Below are 16,050 nucleotides of genomic sequence, written 5' to 3'. Positions count from 1 at the left end.
CATGAATGGAGGGATGCGAATGTATTACGGGATCTGGTTCGGCTAAAGCCATAACACTTGACCCGTAGGGGTGGTGTTCTGGCGCCATCTTTTTTCGCATGACTTGTTATCTGCTCAATCGGAGCACTCTCTATGTTTCGCTATTTCGAAAATCTCGTCGACCCTTTTGTCGACTACGAAGAAACCGACACGCCGCCGACACGGCTGTGGCCCTTTATGTTGAACTATTCCCGCCCTTTTATGCGGGTGTTCTTCTGGGCCGGATTGATTTCGGTCGTGGTGGCCGCGGTTGAGGTCGGTCTGATCTATTATATGGGTCGCGTTGTTGACTTGCTGTCCGCCCCGCCGGACGAAGTTTGGCAGACCCATAGTACGGAACTGATCCTGGTGGCGCTTTTTGTGCTGCTGCTGCGACCCATGCTGCATGTCGTTGACGTGCTGTTGCTGAACAACACGATCCTGCCGAATTTTGGCACTTTGATCCGTTGGCGCGCGCATAAGCACGTGTTGCGGCAATCGGTGGGCTGGTTCGAGAATGATTTTGCAGGCCGCATTGCCAACCGGATCATGCAGACGCCGCCCGCTGCGGGTGAGGCCGTGTTTCAGGTGTTTGATGCGATTTCCTTCTCGCTGGCATACCTGATCGGCGCAGCCATTTTGTTGATGACGGCTGATGCCCGGCTGCTGTTGCCGTTGTTGATCTGGCTCGTGCTGTATGGGTTTCTGGTGCATTGGACGGTGCAGCGGGTGGGACCGGCTTCGAAGGCGGCCTCAGACGCGCGCTCGGCCGTAACGGGCCGGGTTGTGGACAGCTATACCAATATCCATTCCGTAAAGATGTTTGCCCATGGGGCACAGGAACTGGATTATGCGCGCGAAGCGATCGAGGAAACCCGCCGTACCTTTCAGGCTGAGATGCGGATTTTCACCATCATGGATGCGGTTCTGGTTGCATTGAACGGGCTGCTGATCGTTGGTGTGGTTGGCTGGGCGATTGCTCTGTGGATGCAGGGCAGTGCTACGGTCGGTGTGGTCGCGGCGGCCACAGCCCTGACCCTGCGCCTGAACGCGATGACCGGCTGGATCATGTGGGCGCTGACCAGTTTTTTCCGCCAGCTTGGTGTCGTTGCCGAAGGTATGGAGACAATCGCTCAGCCGATCGACCTGTTGGATGCGCCGCAGGCCAAACCCCTGCATCTGTCCAACGGCAAGATCGAGATTCGTTATCTGTCGCATCATTACGGTCGCAAAACCGGCGGGCTGGACCATATCAACCTGACCATCGAGCCTGGCGAAAAGATCGGTCTGATCGGACGGTCGGGAGCTGGGAAATCGACCCTAGTTAAGCTCCTACTTCGGTTCTACGATGTGGAGCAGGGGGCCATTTTGATCGACGATCAGGACATTGCCCGGGTCACTCAGGACAGCTTGCGCATCCATATCGGTATGGTGCAACAGGACAGCGCGTTGCTGCACCGCTCGGTGCGCGACAATATCCTCTATGGCCGCCCCGAGGCTTCCGAAGAGCAGATGATTGCCGCCGCCAAACAGGCCGAGGCGCATGAGTTCATCCTTGACCTGCAGGACCCGAAGGGGCGTACGGGCTATGATGCGCATGTGGGCGAGCGGGGCGTGAAATTGTCAGGTGGTCAGCGGCAGCGGGTGACGCTGGCGCGGGTGATCCTGAAGGACGCGCCGATCCTGTTGCTGGATGAGGCGACCTCGGCGCTGGATTCCGAGGTCGAAGCATCGATTCAGGAAACGCTCTATGGCATGATGCAGGGCAAATCCGTGATCGCGATTGCCCACCGCCTCAGCACCATTGCCCAAATGGATCGCATCCTGGTGATGGATGGCGGCCGGATCGTCGAGCAGGGCACCCATTCCGAATTGCTGTCACAGGGCGGGCTTTACGCCCAGTTCTGGGCACGGCAATCTGGGGGCTTCCTGAACACGGAGGCAGCTGAGTGAAACTTGCCGATCTCATAGATCCGTTCAAACCCACCGAAACGCCCCCGCCGCAAAGGCTGGGGGCGTTCATTCGCTGGTGCCTGTCCGGAGCTTGGCCGATGATCCTTGTCGCCTCCGTGTTTTCGGCCTCTGCCGGGGCGATGGAGGCCGGAACCGCCTGGATGCTGGGTCTGGTGATCGACATGGCAAACGAAAGCGGGCCGGATGGGGTTTTGACGGCGGGCAATCTTTGGATAATTGGAGGGGTCGCCGCATTTTTCATGCTGCTGCGACCGGCGCTGTTTGGTCTTTCGGCCTTTTCCAACAACTATATTGTCATGCCCAATATCCCGCCCCTGGTTCTGGCCAAGCTGAACCGGTGGACCTTGGGTCAGTCTGTGACCTATTTCGACGACGATTTTGCCGGGCGGATCGCTCAGAAACAGATGCAAACTTCGAACGCGATGGCCTCGGTCGTGTCCGAGACGATAAGCGCAATGGTATTTGCGCTGGCGTCTCTGGCAGGGACTTTGCTTTTGTTAGGGTCTATTCATCTGCTGGTCATGCTGCCCTTCGCCGCCTGGTTGGCGGTGTATTTCCTGCTGATCCGCTGGTATTTGCCACGCATCCGGGCACGCTCAGCGGCGCGGGCCGGGGCGCGGGCGATGGTGTCGGGGCAGGTGGTCGACACGATCACCAATATCAAAACCGTCAAGCTGTTCGCCCATTCCGAGTTCGAGGATCAGGCAGCCCGAAACTCGATGGTCGATCTGCGCGAAAAGATGCTGGCCTTTGGCAAGCTTTCCGCCAGTTTCAGGTTCATACTGATGGTTCTGGCTGGGGTGTTGCCCGTGCTGTTGCTGGGGGTGACCTTGCTGCTGTGGCGGTCTGGGATGGCCAGCGCCGGTGATATCGTCGCGGCGGGCGCGATGTCCGTGCGAATTTCGCAGATGACCGGCTGGGTCAGTTTCACGCTGATGGGGCTCTATGCCAATGTCGGCGAGATTGAGAATGGCATGAAAACCCTGGCCAAACGCGACCGGGTTGAGGATGCAGCCGACGCCACCCGGCTGAGCGCGCCCCAAGGCCAGATCGAGTTTGACCATGTCAGCTTTGCCTATGGCGGTGATATTGGCGGCGTGACTGACGTGACCATGACCGTACATCCCGGCGAAAAGCTGGGTATCGTCGGGGCATCGGGTGCGGGGAAATCTACGCTCGTTTCGCTTCTACTCAGGCTCTATGAAGGGGAAAACGGCGCAATTCGGATTGATGGGCAGGATGTGTCACAGGTAACGCAGGACAGTCTGCGCAGTCAAATCGGAATGGTCACGCAGGAAACTGCGATGTTCAACCGCTCGGCGCGTGAGAATATCCTCTATGGCCGCCCCGACGCCTCAGAAGAGGATATGATTGCGGCGGCGCGAAAGGCCGAAGCGCATGAGTTTATCCTTGGCCTGCGGGATGCCCATGGCCGCAAGGGTTATGATGCGCATCTGGGCGAGCGCGGCGTTAAGCTGAGCGGCGGTCAGCGGCAGCGGATCGCACTTGCGCGCGCCATCCTGAAAAACGCGCCGATTCTGGTGCTGGATGAGGCGACCTCGGCCTTGGATTCCGAGGTCGAAGCCTCGATCCAGACCGCGCTGCATCGCGTGATGCAGGGCAAGACGGTATTGGCGATTGCACATCGGCTGTCGACGCTAAGCGAGATGGACCGGATCGTCGTTCTGGATCAAGGGCAGATCGTTGAAATGGGAAGCCATGACGACTTGCTGGAACAGGGCGGGCTTTATGCCCGGTTCTGGGATCGCCAATCGGGCGGGTTTATTCAGGCCGCCGCCGCCGAATAAGGGTTTTGTTGTGGGTAAAGCCCAGCTATCAGGCCCTCATGACGCAGCATTACAGCATTTTACGCCTTGGTCATCAGGGCGACGGCATCGCCGATGGACCGATCTACGCCCCCCGCACCTTGCCGGGGGAGGTGGTCAGCGGGACATTGGTTGGTCAAGTGCTGAGCGACATACGGGTCGAGACCCCCTCGGACCAGCGGGTCAAAGCGCCCTGCCGTCATTACAAAGCCTGCGGTGGCTGCCAGCTGCAGCATGCCGCGGATGATTTCGTCGCGGATTGGAAAGTCGAGGTCGTGCGCAACGCGCTGGCCGCGCAGGGGCTCGATGCCCCGATGCGGCCCATTCACACCTCGCCTGAACGCTCGCGGCGGCGGGCCACAGTTGCGGTTCGGCGGACCAAAAAAGGCACTATGGCCGGGTTTCATGGCCGTGCCTCGGACACGATTACCGAAATCTCTGATTGTCATCTGCTTGATCCGGCCCTGATTGCAGCTGTCCCCGTGGCCGAGGCGCTTGCCCTTTTGGGCGGTAGCCGAAAGGGGGCGTTGGCCGTTACGTTGACCCTGTCCGAGGGCGGTTTGGATGTCGCCGTCAAAGGCGGCAAACCGCTGGACGGTCCGTTGGAACTGGCCCTGGCACAGGCGACCGAGGCACATGGGCTTGCGCGGCTCAGCTGGGACGGCGAGGTGATCGCCTCGCGCCATGCCCCGGTTCAGCGGTTTGGCGTGGCGGCTGTCGTGCCGCCTCCAGGGGCATTTCTGCAGGCCACGAAGGACGGAGAACAGGCTCTATTAAAGGCAGTTTTGCAGACAACCAAGGGCGCGAAGCGGGTTGTGGACCTGTTTGCGGGTTGCGGGACATTCTCATTGCCACTGGCCGAGGACGCCGAAGTACACGCGGTTGAGGGTGAGGCCCTGATGACCGCCGCTCTGGATCAAGGCTGGCGTCGCGCGCAAGGTCTGAAACGGGTCACGACCGAGGCGCGCGACCTGTACCGCCGCCCATTGATGCCTGATGAGCTGAAGAACTTTGACGCGGTTGTCCTGGACCCGCCCCGCGCCGGGGCTGAGGCGCAGGTGGCCGAGCTGGCGCAAGCGCTGCCCCCGGTCATCGCCTATGTCTCATGCAACCCCGTGACCTTTGCGCGGGATGCAAAAAACCTGATTAACGCAGGCTATACCCTTGAATGGGTACAGGTGGTGGACCAATTTCGATGGTCGTCACACACGGAACTTGCCGCGCGGTTTGCACTAAACCCCGCATCATGACCAAACAGGAGAGTTTCAGAATGGGGCTTGCCCAGCGCCTGCATGATATCACTGAAAACCCGACCTTCGGTCGGTTCATCACAGGTGTCATCATCTTCAACGCCATCCTGCTCGGCATGGAAACCTCACCGACGCTGATGGAGGCCGCGGGTCCCTTGATCGTGGTGTTGGACAGCCTCTGCCTGACCATCTTCGTTGCCGAGATCGCGATGAAGCTGGTCGCCACGGGGCGGCGGTTCTTTACCAATGGCTGGAACCTGTTTGACTTCATCGTTGTTGGCATTGCCCTGATCCCAAGCGCCGGTGGCCTGTCAGTTCTGCGGGCGCTGCGGATCCTGCGGGTCTTGCGGGTGATCTCGGTCGCGCCACGGCTGCGCCGGGTGGTTGAGGGTTTCATCTCGGCCTTGCCGGGTATGGCCAGCGTTTTCCTGCTGATGGCGATCCTGTTTTACATCGGCGCGGTAATTTCAACCAAGCTGTTCTCGGGCACATTCCCGGACTGGTTCGGCGATTTGGGCCTGTCGGCCTATACGTTGTTCCAGATCATGACGCTGGAAAGCTGGTCCATGGGCATCGTGCGCCCGGTGATGGAGGTTTATCCCTATGCGTGGATATTCTTTGTGCCTTTCATCATGGTTACGACATTTGCAGTGGTGAACCTGTTGGTTGGTCTGATCGTGAATTCAATGCAGGATGCCCATCACGCCGAGGATGAGGTGAAAACCGATGCCTATCGTGATGAGGTGCTGGAAAGGCTGGAATCCATCGAACGCCGCTTGCTTGAGCAGTCGAACAGCAAAAAGTGATTTCAGTTTTCTGGATTTCTGGCATAATCACAAAAAAAAGCAGAAGCAGGCATTAAACATGGATCGTCGAGCATTTGGAATGGGTGCTGTGGCTACGCTGGGTCTTTCGGCCTGCGCCTCGGCCAACCCCAGATTTCTGGCCTATGATGGCCCCGAGGTGACCTCTATGGTCATCAACAAAAGCGCGCGGAAGCTTTATCTTCTGCACAATGAACATGTCCTCAAGGAATATAAGGTCGATCTTGGCTTTGCCCCCAATGGCACCAAAACAAAACGCGGCGACGGCCGCACGCCAGAGGGCACCTATTTGATCGACCGGCGCAATCCCAAAAGCCGCTATCACCTGTCGCTGGGGATTTCCTATCCGGATTCGAAGGATATCGCAGAGGCCAAGGCTGCGGGCGTTGATCCGGGCGGTGACATTTTCATCCACGGCGAGCCGAAAACCCGGTCCGAGAAAAAGCGTGCCAAGAAGCAATCGGATTGGACGGCAGGGTGCATCGCTGTCAAGAATGAAGAGATCGAAGAGATCTATGCGATGGTGAATCGCGGCACAGTGATTACGCTGCGCCCGTAACCGGCTTCCAGACGTCAAACCCGAATTGCATATAGTCGCGCTGGTAGGTTTCGGCCGCCAGCGCCTCAAGTTTGGTGTCATAGATATCGCTCAGTGAAAACGGGATATCTGGTCTGGTATTGCCGGGCGCGGGCGGGCTGTCATGACCCAGCCGCCGCGCCAGATCAGGCAGGGCAGTTGCAATTTCTTCCTCGCGCAGGATCAGATCCGGCAGGGCAAAACCGACTACGCCCTCCAACACCTGCGCCTGACTGCACCAAACGCCGTCAACGCGCACAGGGGTTTGTCCCGCCAGGTTTTGCCGCAGGAAGGTCAGAAAAGCCGAGAATGCCTCATAATGCTGTTCGATGGGGTAGTTTTCAGCGCGTAACTGTCCGGGGATCGGAAGCTTGAACCGGTTGCGCAGCATATTGCGGATTTTCAGATAGGCGCCGGGCTCGGTGCTGAGGATATAGGAACAAAAGGCCGAATGTGCGCGTACCAGCGGGTGCCGCACCACGGTGAATTTGCGATGCCCCGGATGATCCTGTAACCACTGGCGGGTCTTTTTGCGGTTTTGATCAGTGATCAGGTCATCCGCACTGATTGAATCAAGCGCTGCCATCCATTGCTTCACAACCCCTTCAATGCCGCTCCGCACGGGCAGATACATTAACGGGGTTTTCGGCGTGGCGACATAGGTCGCAACGGCCGCGCCACGCCGGGGTTCAAAATTCGGAGTTCTGTGCAGGCTGAAACTGTCGATGCGCGACAAGGCCTGTTCGGTCTCATCAGGGTTTGTCACCTTGGACAAGGCCGGCTCAGGGTTTTGGGGTTTGAGCGTGTCGTCGATCGTGGTCAACCGACCCGATACCCCAAGCCAGGCCGCCAGGCCGTTCAGGCTGTCGAGCCGGTTCAGATCGTCGTAAGCGATGAAAAAGGCGGTTTGCCCGCTGGCCTGAAGATGATGCAGCAAAGTCAGTTGAAAGGCCTGTTGCTGGTCCAGATAGTTTTCGAACTCACGAGGGTTGAAGGCGATCTGCTCGGTGCGCCGCCGCTTGACGTTTTTCAGCTGCCATTGCTTGGTCTCGCGCGCAATCTTCAACGAGATATAGCTGTCCAGAGGGTTGCGCGTCAGAATGATCTTGGCGCAACTCGGATCATCTAAAACAGGCTCTAACACACGCGGATCATGGCCCTGGAAAAAGCGAAACCCGTTCATTTCACCCTCAGCTGATCGGATGGCGTTCAGCAGGGTTTTAGGGTCATTGTCGCGTTCTTCGAGAGTGACGCCCAACAGGCTGTCCCCCTTTAGCCTGCCAATGAAATGAGGATTGAAGGCCTCACCATGGCTGGAGACTCCTTCCAATGCGTTCAGATTTGCCTCAAGCAGGTTCGATCCGGTCCGCATGGCGGCAAGTATTACGAAATAGTCGAACTTGGATGACATGAAACGCTATTGCACCAGATATGGTTTTCGATAAGGCCTGAGTTGCCGGCCAAAAATGTCATCGGCTGGAAAATCTCCCATAAGATAAGGGTGCATACCCTGGTTCTTTAGGTTTTGTAGGAACTTCCCGAACCCGGACAGGTCGACCATCGTAGGGGCTTGGGTCAGGTGGCTGGGATTCTGGCATCCGGTTTCTTCCAGAATTGATTGCAGAGGCTCCATCGGAGATTCCACAAACTCGGCCAGCGACCAGGTGCGCACTTTGGCCTTGGTCCAGACCGAAGTTAAAACCTCAAGCTGTTTGGTCTCGATTTGTTGCAGGCGGGCGGCTTCGTTACGGATATCCGCGAAATTTCCATTCGAACGGAACAGGGGAATGGCCCAGGCGCCTGTGACAACGGAAATCTGCGCATTTCTGTCGCGCGCCAGAAACCAGTTGATATCCTGCGTATCCGTGGGGCCAAATTGAAAGCACTGCCTCTCGCCCCGAGTATTCCAGATCAGGTTCGACAGAAACGCTGTAGGGTTATAGTCCCGCAGGCTGGCACAATCGCTTAGTGCGCCGTTGACCAGAGGCGCCCCGCCGGCGAATTCCGCACGTTCGGGACCGAAGAGGTGACCGTGGACCTTTGTTCCGGTGGCTTCCGATAGCCAGGGCTCGAAATCTGCGAACAGTTCGGTAAACCCCTGGAATACCGAATAGGGGAACGACGTCAGTCCGTTCTCGCTGCCGTGGCGGGGAAAGCGGCTTTGCATATACAGGCCATCCCGGCCTCGGGTCCTGCGATCGACCGCTTTCGAGAATAACCGGTCGATCTTGCCCGGGTTGGGTTCTGTAGGCTTCATCGCCTGTGCCTGGTTGGTCAGAAACGCCTGATAAAGCCGATTGGCCTGGGGCCAGATCTTGCGTGCTACAAAACAGTCCGACCGTCGCAATAGCTGTAGATGATCGTCATAAAAGATATGCGGGCGACCTTGATAATCAAATTTGGACAGCGTCAGGGAGCGACTTTCGATATGTGTTGAATAAAGCCGGGTTAGGGTCTGAAAATAGCTTTCGTCGGGAATCCAGACGCGCCGGAAATAGCGGTCATATGTTTTGCGTTTGGGATCTTGCAGAATGGCCGACAGCGTTTGACGGGTCAGGCACCACCATTGACTGCCCATATGCGGCACCAGACCTTCGGGTATCGACCGTCGGATTCCGATGGTCCGCTGTAGCTTTACGTAAGCGTCGAACAATTTGCGCTGTTTACGCCACGAGAACGGAAATCTCAGAGTAAATCGTTCCTGATCCAGTCCGCCAATCGTCCAGCTTACATCAGCTGTTGTTGCGCTTTCGATAAAGTCGACACGGGGCCGTTCCGCTAGATATGTGACCAGCTCATCGACGGGCCGTAGCGGCAGGCAGGCGCCCGAGGCCAGAAAGATATGGTGTACATCGGGAAAGGCCTTCAGCATCAGTTCAGCCGCTGATTGCGAGGCTGCAACAATGCCCCAACCGCCCCAGTTGCAGGTGTGGCGCTCCGAGAACCGGATCAGAGATTCGTCCGCACAGGAGGCTACAAAGTCATCAAAAACAGTGTCCGCAACCTTGCGGTCGACATGGATCACCACCGGGCAGCCGGATGCCGCCCAATGGCGCGCGACCTGGTGCGCCCTTGGAAGCGCGGCATGCACCAGCATGATGACGCCAAGGCTGCTCATGCCCAGTTCCCTTTCGACATGAGGCCAAGAATCTCAAGCTGTCGCCAGTTGATATAAGCCTCGGACCAGTCGCACCAAAACACCGGACGGTCGTTCAGCCCATCGGCATAGGCGCGATATTCGCCGGACCCGCGATAGTGCTGACGCCGCTCCATCTCTTCATGTGCCTTGTCGCCCAAGGTGTTGATCAGCTTGGCATGCAGCAACGCCCCGCTGGTTTTTTCGCCGCCCCAATCGTCATAGACCTGGTTCAGCCCGCGTGGCAGCAGCGAATGGGTCGAACTGACATAGACATACCGACGGTCCCACTTGACCAGCGGTATCTTGTTCAACGCAGGCGCCTTTTCCGGAGCTTGGCGGAAAAAGACACGGGCGCGCGGTCCACCCTGTATCCAGAGATTCCCGTATTCAGGGTTTTTGCTGATCACATAATTTCCGGCATCGAACCAACGGGCAATCTCGAAGGGGTCCTGCCCCTCACGATAGGGTTCGGCATCTACCGGGCCCTGCGGGTACATGTCGATCAGCATGGTGCCGAAACTGCGGACGGCACAGCCATCAAGCCAGTCGGTCAGGGCGCGAATGGGCCGCGTGTCGCAGAACGGATAGATGAAGAACTCATCCGGATCGACCGTCAGAACCCAGTGCCCATCGGCGTATTTGCGCAGCAGATAGTTCGACCAATCAGTGCCATATGTGGCCCGCTTATAGCTGCCGTTCGACCGCCAGACCGATACGTCCGGCTGACTACTCAGAAACTCGCGGGTGCCGTCGTCGCTGTTGTTGTCCACAAACAAAAAGCGATCAACGCCAAGTTTTCGGTAGTATTCCAGAAAATAGGGCAGGCGGATTTTTTCGTTTCGCACCACGCTCATCAACAGGATGTCACCGGGTTGAATGGCGTTGGTTTTGTCGGAAACCGCTTCTAATTCGCGTCGTTTGCGAACGCAACGCAACAGGCGGCGCTTGCGCCGCAATCTCATTCGGTATGAATCCAACAGGCTCACGCGACTGCCCAACCTTTGTTTATACGCGAGCATACCCGGGGCCTGAACAAGCCAGAGTGGAGCCGGGCGAATGCCATTTTATGCCACTTTACTATCTAATGAAGCAACGCATTTAAAAGTAGTTAGTCCGAAACGTTGTTTTTCCAGTCAGTTTTACCCATCAAGCCAAGCTCACACAGTTGGCGCCATCCGATATACTCCACCGATTGTGGATCCCACATGATCGAGCGGTTAATTATGCCATCATAATAGTTGTCGAACTCCGCCGGGTCGTGAAAATGCTGCGCTCGGGTTTTCTCGATTCTTGATTTGATGACCACCTCGGGCAGGAACTTTGTGTGCAGTAACACGCCTGAAGGGTCGTGGCTCCCCGGTCCGTCATAGGTGGCGTTCAAACCTCGGGGCAGGGCGGAATGGCAGGAGTTCACGTAAGCATAGTGCCGCGACCAGCGTACCAGCGGTAGTTTGTTTAAAGTTGGTGACCGCTCGGGCCGGTCAGCAAAAAACACGCGTTCCCGTGCACCGCCTTGAACCCAGAGGTTGCCCAGCGGCGTTTGCCGTTTGGCGCGGAAGGGGCCGGGATCGAACCACCCCAAAACCTTGGTCGGGTCGGTTCCGGGCTCATAGGGCTGTGCACCGAGTTGATCTTTGGGGTAGAGGTCCAGCATCAGCGCCCCGAAAGCGTCGCGCCCCTGTGCCTCTAGCTGTTGGGTCAAATCCTGCAGCGGATGGCTGTCCCATTCGGGATAGATAAGCAATTCATCCGCATCCACCATCAAAGTCCAATGGCCGTGACCAAATCGCATCTGTAGCCAGGTCAGCCAATCCAGCCCGTATCGTGAGGCGCGATAGCTGGCATCGGTTTGCCACAGGGATACATCCGGTTGATCTTTCAGATATGCGACCGAGCCATCATCGCTGCCGTTGTCCACGATCAGAAAATGATCAACGCCCAGCGACCGGTAGTGATGGAAATACCAGGGCAGGCGCGTGATTTCATTTCGCAGGGTGGTAAAGACCAGTATCGCACCCGGGCGTATCTGGTCGGTTCGGTCGACCAGTTGGGTTAACTGATGGCGGCTGCGAAAGGATCGCCACAACAGCCGCCTGCGTTTCAGGCGCAAGCGATAGCGTTGCACCCATCCGATTGGCGGCAGGGTATCGCTCACGCGGCCCTCATCTGTCGTAATGCCCGTTCTGATGCCAGCGCCAGGCATCGGCAATCATTGTCTCTAACACGGACCTTTTGGGGGACCAGCCCAGTTCTTGCCCGGCCCTGTCCGAGCCCGAAACCAGCTTGGTGCAATCTCCGGCGCGGCGTGGACCGATTGTATAGGGCACTGCGCGATTGGTGACGGATTTCGACTGTTCGATCACCTCCATCACTGAAAAGCCGGACCCGGTGCCCAGGTTGAAAACGCGACTGTCTTTGCCCTGTTCCAGCCAGCGCAGCCCAAGAACATGCGCGTCCACCAGATCGCAGACATGCACATAGTCGCGGATGCAGGTGCCGTCGGGCGTGTCATAGTCGGTTCCGAACACAGTCAGCCCGTCGCGCTTGCCGTCAATCGCATCCAACATCAGCGGAACCAGATGGGTCTCGGGGCGGTGGAATTCGCCTACGTCTCCGTCCGGATCGGCGCCAGCCACGTTGAAGTAGCGAAAAATCACGTGGTTCATCCCGTGAGCGGCCTGGAAATCACGCAGGATATCCTCGATCGCGCGTTTGGAGGCGCCGTAAGCGTTCAGTGGATTTTGCGGGGTGTTTTCGTCCAGGACCACATTGTCATGTTCACCATAGGTGGCGCAGGTCGACGAAAACACGAAATCCAGACATCCAGCCGCCACGGCGGCCTCGATCAGGGTCAGCGAACCGGTGACATTGTTCGCCCAATATCTTCCGGGTTCGGACATCGCCTCACCCACCTGGCTGAGCGCGGCGAAATGCATCACGGCAGCGGGCTGATACTTGGCAAAAACCTCATCCAACCGCGCCCGGTCCAGCAGATCACCCTGTGCGAACGGGCCAAATTTGACCGCGTCCTGCCAACCGGTGATCAGGTTGTCATAGGTGACAGGTGTGTACCCGGCCAGCGCCAGCGCCTTGCAGGCATGGGATCCGATATATCCGGCACCGCCGGTTACAAGGATATGTGTCATATCAGATCCCGTTATTCCGGTTTTTCAGGGTGCGACAGCCTGCGGCACTCAGTCCAGCCCCATCGCGGCCATCATCTCTTCAAGTTTGGGAACGTCCTGCGGATTGTTTAGTTCCCAGAACTGGCGGCCTTTGGATTCGACCTCAACACACAGAACCTTACGCCCGTTTTCCATGAAACGCAGCTGTTCCAGCCCTTCCAGTTGCTCTAATGGACCGACAGGCCAGGACGGATAAGCCGCCAGCGCGTCAGGGCGGTAGGCATAGACGCCTACATGGTGAAACACCGGCGTTTCATCCCCACCCGCATAAGTCTGTGAAGTAAAGGGCACGACCTCTTTCGAGAAATACATCGCGCCGTGATCGGCGGCGAAAACGGCGGTTGTTCCACCGACGCGCCCGTGTTTACGGTCATTCAGCAGGCTGTTGAGTGCATCGCCGTCGCAGCGCAGAACCGGAGTGGCCACCCCAGCCTTGGGTGCGGCACGCAGACCGGTGATCAGATCTTCGACGAACCAATGCGGGGTCAGCGGTGCATCGCCCTGCAGGTTCACCACGATGTCATAGCTTGCGCCCAGCACATCATGCGCTTCGGCGCAGCGTTCGGTGCCATTGCCACAGGTTTCCGAGGTCATCACAACCTCGGCCCCGAACCCTTCGGCCACCTCGCGAATGCGGTCGTCATCGGTGGCAACCACAACGCGGTCCACGCCCGAGACCGAACTGGCCGCGCGCCATGACCGCTCGATCAGAGTCATTGCATTGCCACTGGCCCCGGTGAGCGGCACCAGAGGTTTGCCCGGATAGCGGGTCGAGGCGTAGCGGGCGGGAATGGCGATCAGAACGGACATCAGGCCTCCTTCAGGTCTACACCCGGAGCGTAGGCGATAAAGAACGGGTTTGCATAGCCGTCCTTGCCATAGGTCAGCGGCGCATGATTGTCGAACCGGACAACTTTGCCGCCCGCACCTGTCAGCACGGCGTGACCTGCTGCGGTATCCCATTCCATCGTGCGGCCAACGCGGGGATAGATATCTGCCTCGCCCGTCGCAATCAGGCAGAATTTCAGCGACGAGCCCGCGCTTTTGCTGTCCTGCACTTGATATTTGTTGATGTAATCGTCGGTCGCCTGGTCACGATGTGACTTCGAGGCCACGACCAAAAGCGCGGAATTGTCTGGATCAGAGACCGAAATCGGAGCCACGGCGCCGGGTTGATCCTTGTCCAGCGCGCCGGTTTCCTCGACCGATTGCCCGTCGGCCAAAGTATAGAACATCCGGCCGCGGGCTGGCGCATAAACCACGCCACGCGTTGGGGTGCCGTTTTCGACCAGCGCGATATTAACGGTGAAATCGCCGCGCCGGTTGATGAACTCTTTGGTGCCATCCAGCGGATCAACGATCAGGAACGTATCGCCTTTTTCAGAATGCGAGGCGGCCTGTTCCTCAGTCACCAGCAGGATATCGGGGAACGCCACGCGCAGACCGGCCGAGATCAGCGCATCGGCGGCCTCATCTGCTTCGGTCACGGGGCTGGCATCGGATTTGACCTTCACGTCAAACTCATCCGAGTTATAGATGTCCATGATCGTATCGCCCGCTTCCAGGGCCAGACGTCGGATGACGGGGATGAGGGCATCATAGGTCACAAAAAAGCTCCGTTCCTGTGATTTGTTGATCGAATAACCTGACGGCCTTATGCTGTGCTGGTTACGGAACGGCAAGAATTTCGTGCCAGATTGCAGGCAATAATACAGGAAAGACGCTTCGGGTGTTTTATTACAAGCGAAACCGGTCGCTTATAGGCGGTGCGTTTACGACGGCGGAACTGGTGTTTCACGCCGTGGTCCGGAATGTCCGATCTCAACACAGCAATGCTGTGCTTTCGGTGCTTATCAATATTTTCCAGGTTCTGGTGCTGGTGAGTGTGTTTTACGTGATCATGTCCCTTCTTGGCGCGCGCGTTGCCAAAATCCGGGGTGAGTTCATTCTGTATCTGCTGTCTGGGGTTTTCCTGTTTCTGACGCACATTAAAGCCGTCGGTTCGGTTTCCGGAGTGGACACGGGTAATAACCCGATGATGCTGCATTCGCCGATGAACATGATGGTCGTGCTTATGGCTGCTGCTTTCGGGTCGCTGTATACTCAGGTTTTGACAATCGTCATCATTCTGTTTGTCTACAGCGTATCGGTTGCTCCGCTGGAAATTCAGGAGCCCGGTGGCGCCTTTGCCATGCTGATGCTGGCCTGGTTCACGGGCTGTGCGGTCGGCGTGGTGTTCATGGCGATCAAGCCCTGGTTTCCGACCACTGCGACGATCATGAGCACGATTTACCGGCGTCTGAATATGGTGTTCTCGGGGAAAATGTTCGTCGGCAATGCGCTGGGCGGGTTCATGTTGACCATGTTCGCCTGGAATCCGCTGTTTCACATTATCGACCAGTGTCGGGGTTTCGTTTTTCGAAATTACTATCCGCGCAATACCAACTGGGAATATCCTGTCTGGGTCGGGTTGGCTCTGTTGTTGATCGGCTTGCTTGGAATTTTCTTTACCCGCCAGCATGTGTCGCAAAGCTGGAGCGCACGCCGTTAACCCGCCACGCGCAAGGTCAGGTTGATCCGCCCGCCCTTTGGCAACAGTTTTGAAGACCCGAAACGAATGCGATCTACCCCGTGATAGGTTAGGCGCGCGGGTCCGCCCATCACAACAACATCGCCCGAGCCAAGCCAGATCGATTCCGTTTTGCCCCCTCGGGTCGTGTTGCCAATGCGGAACAACGCGTCGTCACCTAATGAGATCGAAAGGACCGGCCAGGAAAAATCGGCCTCGTCCTTATCCTGATGCAGGCCCATTCGCGCCCCTTCGCCATAGTAGTTGACCAAGCAACAGTCGGGGTCACGTTCGGGGCTGGCAAGATCGCGCCAGATATCCAGAATGCAGTCTGGAATGGTGGGCCATTCCATGCCCTTTGGATGGTGCGGCTGGTACCTGTACCCGTTCTTGTCAGTGACCCAACCCAGCGCCCCGGCCGAGGTCATGCGAACAGACATTTCCTTGCCCGAAGGGGTGGTCGGGCGGAACAAAGGTGCTGATTTCAGAATCGGACGCAACAGCGTGATCAGCTGTGCCTGGGCAACTCCGTCAAGGTAAGCTTTCCTGATTTCAAAACCGCGTAAAAGCAGCCGCGCCATTCCAGATTCCTCAATCCTTGCCAAAACCTTGCTAAAAAGGCTGCAGATTCCTGAAAACCTGCATTTGTGAATGCTTGCAGGCCCCTGTTCCCGTCCTTATATACGCC

General features: G+C 57.6%; 14 protein-coding genes. 6 read left to right on the top strand and 8 right to left on the bottom strand.

From position 1 onward, the window contains the following. Nucleotides 1-132: 132 nt before the first annotated feature. Genes AC2FJ5_RS14530 through AC2FJ5_RS14510 form a run of 5 tightly spaced genes read left to right on the top strand, consistent with a single transcriptional unit; the run spans nt 133 to nt 6,451 of the window. A complete protein-coding gene (locus AC2FJ5_RS14530) occupies nt 133-1,971 on the top strand; it encodes an ABC transporter ATP-binding protein (protein WP_496793782.1) in 1,839 nt (612 codons plus the stop codon). Further along, nucleotides 1,968-3,800 carry an ABC transporter ATP-binding protein gene (locus AC2FJ5_RS14525; protein ID WP_496793781.1) on the top strand — a complete coding sequence of 611 codons (1,833 nt, stop codon included), beginning with the start codon at nt 1,968-1,970 and terminating at the stop codon, nt 3,798-3,800. The genes AC2FJ5_RS14530 and AC2FJ5_RS14525 overlap by 4 nt, the downstream gene beginning before the upstream one ends. Nucleotides 3,801-3,838: 38 nt before the next feature. Beyond that, on the top strand, nt 3,839-5,068 hold the full coding sequence (locus AC2FJ5_RS14520) for a class I SAM-dependent RNA methyltransferase (RefSeq protein ID WP_496793779.1): 1,230 nt from the start codon (nt 3,839-3,841) through the stop codon (nt 5,066-5,068). Between the two features lie 20 nt (nt 5,069-5,088). Then, the gene (locus AC2FJ5_RS14515; protein ID WP_271950705.1) at nt 5,089-5,874 is read left to right on the top strand and encodes an ion transporter; all 786 of its coding nucleotides are present in this window, start codon (nt 5,089-5,091) and stop codon (nt 5,872-5,874) included. Nucleotides 5,875-5,932: 58 nt separating this feature from the next. Continuing rightward, the gene (locus AC2FJ5_RS14510) at nt 5,933-6,451 is read left to right on the top strand and encodes a L,D-transpeptidase family protein (RefSeq protein WP_142637369.1); all 519 of its coding nucleotides are present in this window, start codon (nt 5,933-5,935) and stop codon (nt 6,449-6,451) included. Here the strand turns inward: AC2FJ5_RS14510 and AC2FJ5_RS14505 are convergent. The 7 genes from AC2FJ5_RS14505 to cysQ all read right to left on the bottom strand — a co-directional run bounded on the left by AC2FJ5_RS14505 (nt 6,435) and on the right by cysQ (nt 14,400). Then, nucleotides 6,435-7,880, bottom strand: a complete 1,446-nt coding sequence (locus AC2FJ5_RS14505) for a nodulation protein NodH (RefSeq protein WP_496692615.1) — start codon at nt 7,878-7,880, stop codon at nt 6,435-6,437. The genes AC2FJ5_RS14510 and AC2FJ5_RS14505 overlap by 17 nt on opposite strands. 6 nt (nt 7,881-7,886) lie before the next feature. Then, entirely contained in the window at nt 7,887-9,587 is a 1,701-nt protein-coding gene (locus AC2FJ5_RS14500; RefSeq protein ID WP_496793778.1) for a DUF5927 domain-containing protein, read from the bottom strand. Next, a complete protein-coding gene (locus AC2FJ5_RS14495; protein ID WP_496793777.1) occupies nt 9,584-10,570 on the bottom strand; it encodes a glycosyltransferase family 2 protein in 987 nt (328 codons plus the stop codon). The genes AC2FJ5_RS14500 and AC2FJ5_RS14495 overlap by 4 nt, the downstream gene beginning before the upstream one ends. A gap of 146 nt (nt 10,571-10,716) precedes the next feature. Beyond that, nucleotides 10,717-11,811: a glycosyltransferase family 2 protein gene (locus AC2FJ5_RS14490; protein ID WP_496793776.1), complete on the bottom strand. Its 1,095-nt coding sequence runs from the start codon at nt 11,809-11,811 to the stop codon at nt 10,717-10,719. Then, a complete protein-coding gene (gene galE, locus AC2FJ5_RS14485; RefSeq protein WP_496787218.1) occupies nt 11,771-12,754 on the bottom strand; it encodes a UDP-glucose 4-epimerase GalE in 984 nt (327 codons plus the stop codon). The genes AC2FJ5_RS14490 and galE overlap by 41 nt, the downstream gene beginning before the upstream one ends. Nucleotides 12,755-12,802: 48 nt before the next feature. Next, entirely contained in the window at nt 12,803-13,603 is an 801-nt protein-coding gene (locus AC2FJ5_RS14480) for a 3-deoxy-manno-octulosonate cytidylyltransferase family protein (RefSeq protein ID WP_496793774.1), read from the bottom strand. After that, complete coding sequence (gene cysQ, locus AC2FJ5_RS14475) at nt 13,603-14,400, bottom strand: 3'(2'),5'-bisphosphate nucleotidase CysQ (RefSeq protein ID WP_496702870.1); 798 nt, start codon at nt 14,398-14,400, stop codon at nt 13,603-13,605. The genes AC2FJ5_RS14480 and cysQ overlap by 1 nt, the downstream gene beginning before the upstream one ends. A 122-nt stretch (nt 14,401-14,522) precedes the next feature. On the opposite strand from cysQ, the gene AC2FJ5_RS14470 reads away from it, so the two are divergent. Further along, nucleotides 14,523-15,344 carry an ABC transporter permease gene (locus AC2FJ5_RS14470; protein WP_496692621.1) on the top strand — a complete coding sequence of 274 codons (822 nt, stop codon included), beginning with the start codon at nt 14,523-14,525 and terminating at the stop codon, nt 15,342-15,344. On the opposite strand, the gene AC2FJ5_RS14465 is transcribed toward AC2FJ5_RS14470, so the two are convergent. Next, nucleotides 15,341-15,943 carry an alpha-ketoglutarate-dependent dioxygenase AlkB family protein gene (locus AC2FJ5_RS14465; RefSeq protein WP_496698734.1) on the bottom strand — a complete coding sequence of 201 codons (603 nt, stop codon included), beginning with the start codon at nt 15,941-15,943 and terminating at the stop codon, nt 15,341-15,343. The genes AC2FJ5_RS14470 and AC2FJ5_RS14465 overlap by 4 nt on opposite strands. Nucleotides 15,944-16,050: the final 107 nt, after the last annotated feature.

Source organism: Ruegeria sp. CDSA221 (assembly GCF_059611825.1).
The sequence above is the reverse complement of the archived record's forward strand: the minus strand, read 5'-3'. Positions and strand labels throughout refer to the sequence as shown.

Bases quoted from the DNA above. Each gene is read 5' to 3' on its own strand.
- AC2FJ5_RS14490 (WP_496793776.1), bottom strand. From the start codon at position 11,811: ATGCCTGGCGCTGGCATCAGAACGGGCATTACGACAGATGAGGGCCGC.
- AC2FJ5_RS14515 (WP_271950705.1), top strand. From the start codon at position 5,089: ATGGGGCTTGCCCAGCGCCTGCATGATATCACTGAAAACCCGACCTTC.
- AC2FJ5_RS14530 (WP_496793782.1), top strand. From the start codon at position 133: ATGTTTCGCTATTTCGAAAATCTCGTCGACCCTTTTGTCGACTACGAA.
- AC2FJ5_RS14505 (WP_496692615.1), bottom strand. From the start codon at position 7,880: ATGTCATCCAAGTTCGACTATTTCGTAATACTTGCCGCCATGCGGACC.
- AC2FJ5_RS14465 (WP_496698734.1), bottom strand. From the start codon at position 15,943: ATGGCGCGGCTGCTTTTACGCGGTTTTGAAATCAGGAAAGCTTACCTT.
- galE (WP_496787218.1), bottom strand. From the start codon at position 12,754: ATGACACATATCCTTGTAACCGGCGGTGCCGGATATATCGGATCCCAT.
- AC2FJ5_RS14480 (WP_496793774.1), bottom strand. From the start codon at position 13,603: ATGTCCGTTCTGATCGCCATTCCCGCCCGCTACGCCTCGACCCGCTAT.
- AC2FJ5_RS14495 (WP_496793777.1), bottom strand. From the start codon at position 10,570: ATGAGATTGCGGCGCAAGCGCCGCCTGTTGCGTTGCGTTCGCAAACGA.
- AC2FJ5_RS14520 (WP_496793779.1), top strand. From the start codon at position 3,839: ATGACGCAGCATTACAGCATTTTACGCCTTGGTCATCAGGGCGACGGC.
- AC2FJ5_RS14510 (WP_142637369.1), top strand. From the start codon at position 5,933: ATGGATCGTCGAGCATTTGGAATGGGTGCTGTGGCTACGCTGGGTCTT.
- AC2FJ5_RS14500 (WP_496793778.1), bottom strand. From the start codon at position 9,587: ATGAGCAGCCTTGGCGTCATCATGCTGGTGCATGCCGCGCTTCCAAGG.